Source organism: Microcystis sp. M49636_WE2 (assembly GCF_030065375.1).
In the GTDB taxonomy this organism is placed as follows: domain Bacteria; phylum Cyanobacteriota; class Cyanobacteriia; order Cyanobacteriales; family Microcystaceae; genus Microcystis; species Microcystis aeruginosa_C.
Genome location: NZ_JASJFG010000080.1, coordinates 1 through 4,914 on the forward strand (window position 1 = coordinate 1; position 4,914 = coordinate 4,914).

The following is a 4,914-nucleotide window of genomic DNA, read 5'->3' on the forward strand; positions in this document are numbered from 1 at the left end:
AGGTGCTTTTCATTACCCGACGATTTTCGAGGACATAAGAAATACCGGAAGGAACCCGCAAATTATCCTCTAAAACGTACCATTGACCATCTTTATCGCGGACTAAATCGGTTCCCGTGATGTGACACCAGATACCTCCGGAGGGTTTCAGTCCCAGACAGGGTTTAAGAAATCCCGTCGCCGAGGCGATTAATTCGGGGGGAATAATGCCATCTTTAATGATTAATTGATCATTGTAGATATCGGAGAGAAAAAGATTGAGGGCTTTGATGCGTTGTTTCAGTCCTCTTTCTAAATAATCCCAGTCCTCAGCCGAGACAATTCGGGGAATAATATCAAAAGGAAAGATTTTTTCTACCCCTTGATTGTCGCTATAGACATTGAAAGTCACCCCCAATTCAAACAGGGCCGACTGAGCGGTTTCCCGGTGTTGTTGAAGTTCTCGGGGTGGCAGATTCTGCAGCCATTTGATTAAAGGGGACGCGTGGGGACGAGGTTGACCATCATCTAAGAATAGTTCGTCGTAGAAGCCTTCGGGATCGTAGGTATTTAATAGCACGCTGACCTCATTCCATACCGATACTTTTTTGCTAACATACATTAACAATGCACTCTAAGAGAGTCTCTTAAAGAGGGGGTATCTCCCAAAGCACGAAGAAAAATTCCTCGTGCGCCATTAATATCTCTATCCATCGTCTTGCCATCAATCTTGGATTTAATGACTTTTTTTCCACCTAAGTTATGTATTAATTCACCAGTCCAGCTAACTGTTTTCGACGTATAGGCTTCACAGCAGTCTATTACTAATTTACCCATCTCAAAAGCCTTATGCTTGAGAAATTGCTTAAATCGGTAATGAGACCAGTTAAGCATCTGTCTAACAGATTTTGAGCGAATCTTCCTGCTATTTTTTAGAACCATTTCTGACACTTCAAAAGTAGGCAAAAGAATCACATCAAAGTTATCAACTAGGAATCTAGCAACTTGATGATGAAGTTCATCTACTAAATTCCTGATTTTATTTCTTAGTCGACTAGCTGCTTTTCGATAACGGTTTCTGGTTTTAGCATTAACTTTGGTAGAACGAGAAATTAAATCATCAAGGTGATAGCATAATCGTTGGATTTTACCTATATCCTGACTCCCGATTGAGCCAAAACTATTAGGCGAGAATAGTGCCAGAAAATCTCTAACACCGGGGTCTAGGGCGACAATGCGTCCTTGGTTATCGGATTCGCATCGTTGCACCTCATGGGGAATAGCTAAATAGTATTGTCCATTTCTGGATACTAATCGGCTATCCCCAAAATTGTCGGGCAGTGATTCGGTGAAGCGTATTTGCCCTAATTTTGTGTGATATATTCCTTTTTCTGAAATGGCTGACTTAGGAATATAACATGATTGCTGTTTATCTTTACGGGAACGGAATTTTATTTTCTGGATTTCCCCAGTTTTTTGATATTTTCTTTGAGCATTTTTAACGGCTTCACAAGCGTCTTTGACTGCTATTGATTTAATCTGGTAGGGGACTTCTTTAGCCCATTCTGGTAAATCATTAATGATTCCGGTCTTGATAGCCTTCCAATTAGCTTTTCTATCTGGTTCCTGTAGATATTTAATGGTTTGGTTGAAGACAAACCGAGATACTCCCCACCAGTGTTTCATCAGTTTCTTCTGTTCTGTTGTTGGATAAATCCGCACTTTCTTTGATTTTTTGAGCGTACTTCCTGAGTCCGGACATTCGGCAAGAGAAGATGTGAAGTATTTATAACAAGTCTGCTGTAAGTTCTGATTCGGGACTGTGAACAGTTTGGTCGAGAACCAAGATTTTGCCACCGTTTTGTTCGACCATGTACTGTATAAGCTCGAATCTAAATCGGCATAATCTGTCCAGTGTGGACATAACAATTGTGAGTTTATTTCCCCACAATAATCTGTCCAGTATGGCTCTAAGTCCTTTTCTTTGGAAGTTAAGCCCACTACCGATGTCTTTGATGATTTCTGCCTCTGGATAGAATCCGCGCATAAAGCTGACTTGTCTCTCAAGGTCATCTCGTTGCTTGATTGAACTGACTCGGCAGTAGCAAACAAGGGAAGCTCTAGCTGCACCATTGACGTAAGACTGGACATCGTACAATCGTTGCCCTGCTTCGTTTTTGATACTTTTGATTTTCCCTTCATCGGCATATTCTCTTAATGTATTGGGATGTAATCCCCATAGCTCAACGGCTTTTCTTAGGGTCACAAACGTTCGCCTAAATAGTGGCGTATGTAGGTCAATGTGAGCAAATCAGTAACTAGCTGTCAACCTTACCTATTCCCAGTGTCGGACAATTGGCCCAATTTTTTGTAGTCTAGGAGACATTTTAAGGGAAATTTTAGGAAGTTAGCGGTTTTTCAGGTCTAGCGATCGCCAATTGATCCCCACCGGTGGAGAAACCTGACAAGAGCGAGAATTAGCCCTGAAAACTGTGTTACATTTTTTAAAGGTCACACCTTAAATCTTTCATTTTTCTTACTGGTTACGCGATGTTTACCAAACAAGTAACGGATTCCAAAGCCTATCAATGGTTTGAGGAACGCTTAGAAATTCAAGGGATCGCTGATGATATCAGCACCAAATACGTTCCCCCCCACGTTAATATCTTCTACTGTCTGGGTGGTATCACCCTTGTGTGCTTCGTGATCCAGTTTGCCACTGGTTTCGCCATGACCTTCTACTACAAACCCACTGTAGCAGAGGCCCTCTCCTCCGTACAGTACATCATGAACGAAGTTAACTTTGGTTGGTTAATTCGTTCTATCCATCGCTGGTCCGCCAGTATGATGGTGTTAATGATGATCCTGCACGTTTTCCGCGTCTATCTGACCGGTGGCTTCAAAAAACCTCGGGAATTAACCTGGGTAACTGGGGTTGTCCTGGCCGTGATCACCGTTAGCTTCGGTGTCACCGGTTACTCCTTACCCTGGGATCAGGTGGGTTACTGGGCGGTTAAAATCGTTTCCGGTGTACCTGCTGCTATTCCCGTCGTCGGTGATCAACTCGTCACCCTGATGCGCGGTAGCGAAAGCGTCGGTCAAGCAACTTTAACCCGTTTCTACAGCTTACATACCTTTGTACTACCCTGGTCGATCGCGGTCTTCATGTTGCTACATTTCTTGATGATCCGTAAACAAGGCATTTCTGGGCCTCTATAATTCAGAAAAATATCTCTGTCGATCCGAAATCATTTTTAGGAGACATTATCCATGTCCACATTAAAAAAGCCCGATCTCAGCGATCCCGCTCTACGCGCTAAGTTGGCTAAAGGGATGGGTCACAACTACTACGGTGAACCAGCTTGGCCTAACGATCTGCTCTATGTCTTCCCGGTGGTTATCTTTGGTACGATCGGACTCTGCACCGGTTTAGCGATTATGGATCCCACCATGATCGGTGAACCTGCCGATCCTTTCGCTACTCCCTTAGAAATTCTGCCAGAGTGGTATCTTTATCCCGTTTTCCAAATTCTCCGTATTCTTCCTAACAAACTCTTAGGTATCGCTTGCATGGCTGGCGTTCCCCTAGGCTTGATGTTAGTTCCTTTTATTGAAAGCGTCAATAAATTCCAAAATCCTTTCCGTCGTCCCGTCGCTACCGCTATCTTCCTATTTGGTACTGTGGTCACGATTTGGTTAGGTATTGGTGCCACTTTCCCCATCGATACATCTTTAACTCTCGGTTTGTTCTAAGTTACTGAACTTCACCGGTTTTTTGCCCACGCTTGTGATTCCAGACTTTGGAAGAGCGATCGTGGGCAATTTTAATTGGGGTTTGCGGCAAAAAGTTTTTCTTGGGGGCAGGGTGTGGGGTGTGGGGTGTGGGGTTTTACCGATTTTCAGGTGGTCAACTACCTAATTTTCAGGGAAAAAGTCCAGGGATTTTCCCCCTGATCACTCCCAGTCCGGTACTTTTTGATTGACAAAAAGTCTAAAAGTCTTACCCAACAAGGTTTTTAGATTTATTCAGCCAACCCTAATTGTGATTTCTTCTATCGGGTAATTTGTTGTACCAAAGCGATGACATCGCTGCGGCTGAGTTTTTCCTTACCTAACGCTAGGACTTCGAGAGTGCCATGGGCTAAAGCGAGGGGAATCTTACAAAAATCAAGGGCCGGCCCATTAGGCAGCGATTGAGTGTAATAATCGGCTAATTTCAGATTACGACGGGCATAATTATGAATATCACTAATTGTCCAACCCTGGGGCAGAAAACTTACCCCCCGGCGCAGATCCTCGCCATGGTTGCGGGCAATATTAACCGCTTGTAAACCCCGTCCAAAACCGATGGCATAACTGCGATTAGTTTGAGTGCCGTCGTACCAATTCCAGAGGTCAGACAGCAATAAACCCACGGCACCGGCCACACTAAAGGTATATTGATCTAATTCCACTTCTGTGCGAATATCCCAGTTATTCCCGGCCCAGTAGGCCATGCGATCGGCCATGGCCGCCGTGGCATCCCAAACCCGGGGGGCGATCGAATCCGGTGCTAACAGGGCCCATTCGCCAATTCTCAGGGTTACTTCCGGCAAAATCTCCCGATGGACTAAGCCAAAAGCAAAGTTCTCTTCGGTAGAATTTTCGGTACCTGCTTGTAAATTCAGACTAATTTGTCTTAATATCTGAGATTTACTGAAGTTATCTAGGTCGGGATGGTCTTCTACTTCATCGATCGCCCTCATACAGAGATAAGCTGAGGCTACTGCCTCGAGCAGACGATCCGGTAAACGGCTTATGGGAATATAAAAAGTTCGACTCGTTTCTTGCAGAATCGTTAAAGCATTATCGCGCAAATTCATTCAGTCCTCTCCTCACGCCAACTTAGGTAACTACGAGTTAAACCAATCAGACAGATCGGTTTAGGTTATTCCG

Annotated in this window: 6 protein-coding genes; 2 read left to right on the forward strand and 4 right to left on the reverse strand. The window is 44.1% G+C overall.

Annotated elements, in window-relative coordinates; translation table 11 throughout:
* From PX484_RS01830 to PX484_RS25615, 3 genes are all read right to left on the reverse strand, one after another.
* Nucleotides 1-559 (reverse strand): circularly permuted type 2 ATP-grasp protein (locus PX484_RS01830; protein WP_288102721.1); only part of this gene is annotated, 559 nt, incomplete at its 3' end.
* 41 nt (nucleotides 560-600) lie between these two features.
* Nucleotides 601-1,836, reverse strand: a complete 1,236-nt coding sequence (locus PX484_RS01835; RefSeq protein WP_204377852.1) for an RNA-guided endonuclease InsQ/TnpB family protein — start codon at nucleotides 1,834-1,836, stop codon at nucleotides 601-603.
* Nucleotides 1,766-2,245, reverse strand: coding sequence for an IS607 family transposase (locus PX484_RS25615; protein WP_199308304.1), 480 nt, complete (start codon nucleotides 2,243-2,245; stop codon nucleotides 1,766-1,768). The genes PX484_RS01835 and PX484_RS25615 overlap by 71 nt, the downstream gene beginning before the upstream one ends.
* A gap of 284 nt (nucleotides 2,246-2,529) precedes the next feature.
* On the opposite strand from PX484_RS25615, the gene petB reads away from it, so the two are divergent.
* The gene (gene petB / locus PX484_RS01840) at nucleotides 2,530-3,198 is read left to right on the forward strand and encodes a cytochrome b6 (protein WP_002738970.1); all 669 of its coding nucleotides are present in this window, start codon (nucleotides 2,530-2,532) and stop codon (nucleotides 3,196-3,198) included.
* Between the two features lie 51 nt (nucleotides 3,199-3,249).
* Complete coding sequence (petD, locus tag PX484_RS01845; RefSeq protein ID WP_004267928.1) at nucleotides 3,250-3,732, forward strand: cytochrome b6-f complex subunit IV; 483 nt, start codon at nucleotides 3,250-3,252, stop codon at nucleotides 3,730-3,732.
* Nucleotides 3,733-4,031: 299 nt separating this feature from the next.
* On the opposite strand, the gene PX484_RS01850 is transcribed toward petD, so the two are convergent.
* Nucleotides 4,032-4,841 (reverse strand): squalene/phytoene synthase family protein, encoded by an 810-nt coding sequence (locus PX484_RS01850; protein WP_287664265.1) that lies wholly within the window; start codon nucleotides 4,839-4,841, stop codon nucleotides 4,032-4,034.
* Between the last annotated feature and the right edge of the window lie 73 nt (nucleotides 4,842-4,914).

Excerpts from the sequence above, each read along its gene's own strand:
- petB (WP_002738970.1), top strand. The coding sequence starts at position 2,530 with ATGTTTACCAAACAAGTAACGGATTCCAAAGCCTATCAATGGTTTGAG.
- petD (WP_004267928.1), top strand. The coding sequence starts at position 3,250 with ATGTCCACATTAAAAAAGCCCGATCTCAGCGATCCCGCTCTACGCGCT.
- PX484_RS01850 (WP_287664265.1), bottom strand. The coding sequence starts at position 4,841 with ATGAATTTGCGCGATAATGCTTTAACGATTCTGCAAGAAACGAGTCGA.